Below are 1,065 nucleotides of genomic sequence, written 5' to 3'. Positions count from 1 at the left end.
GTTCGATGTATTCAAAGCAAGAGAGTTGAACTTCTTGAATGGAGTGATAAGTTCTGCGATTAATTTCTCGATGTTTAAGATACTTGAAAAAGACCTCAGTGACGGCATTATCATAAGGATATCCAGGCTTGGAGTAAGAAGCAAGCAATTGATGCTCATCTAATAACTTTCTAAAGGAAGCTGATTTAAATTGGCTTCCTTGATCCGAATGAAAGATAATTGGTTCCTTAGGCTTCCTCTTATTTATAGCTATCTCTAAGGTGTCACAGGCGAGTTTGGCATCAATTCGATCACTTACTTTCCACGCAATACATTTCCTTAAGTAGAGGTCAAGAATAGCACAGAGATAAAAATGTCGCTTAGCTCCTATAGAGATATAAGTGAAATCTGTTGTCCAAACTTGATTTGGGGAATTCGGGTTAAATTCTTGTTTAAGCAGATTATCAGAAGAAAATACAGGAGCTTTCTTTGATTTAAAACGAGGTTTGATGGTTGACATTTTAGGGAGTGTCATAGACTTGAGAAGTCTTAAGATACGGCCTTCAGAAATATTAACGCCATAATCACGCAGGAGAATGATTTTAAAAGCTCTCGTTCCAATTCTTTTCTTGGCTTTCATATAAATCTCAAGGAGTAATTTTCTCAAGCGTTGATTTTCTACTTCACGCTTCGAAAGCCTCTTGTTTATGAAAAGTTATAGTAGGTGGAACGATTGACATGTAAAACACGACAGAGCATAACTGTCGTGTGTTCAAATCTGAGTCGATAGATGGCTTTCAATCTTACTTGGAGTTTTGCATGAATATGGCACTCGCTTTTTTTAAGATCAGATTTTCTTCCTCTAGTTGGCCATTCCTTTTTTGTAATTCTTGAATCTGTTTAGCAGTCAACACCGTATTATCTTCAAGACGCACTTGAGAGTACTGCTTAATCCATTTTGCAAGTGCAGAAGAAGATACGCCATAATCTTTACAGAGTTCAGTTTGTGTTTTACCAGTTTGATAGAGATTAACAAGCGATTGTTTGAAATCCTCATCGTAACGTTTAAAACCTGACATAAAAGTC

The 1,065-nt window shown here is 36.5% G+C and carries 1 pseudogene; it reads right to left on the bottom strand.

What is annotated here, in order from left to right:
* Window positions 1–1,058, bottom strand: a pseudogene (locus ABZV77_RS42720) (IS3 family transposase); the annotation flags it as partial.
* Window positions 1,059–1,065: the final 7 nt, after the last annotated feature.

The sequence above is a fragment of the Streptomyces sp. NPDC004732 genome (assembly GCF_040609235.1).
In the GTDB taxonomy this organism is placed as follows: domain Bacteria; phylum Actinomycetota; class Actinomycetes; order Streptomycetales; family Streptomycetaceae; genus Streptomyces.
Note: the sequence above shows the minus strand (reverse complement) of the source record. Positions and strands in the feature narration are given on the sequence as shown.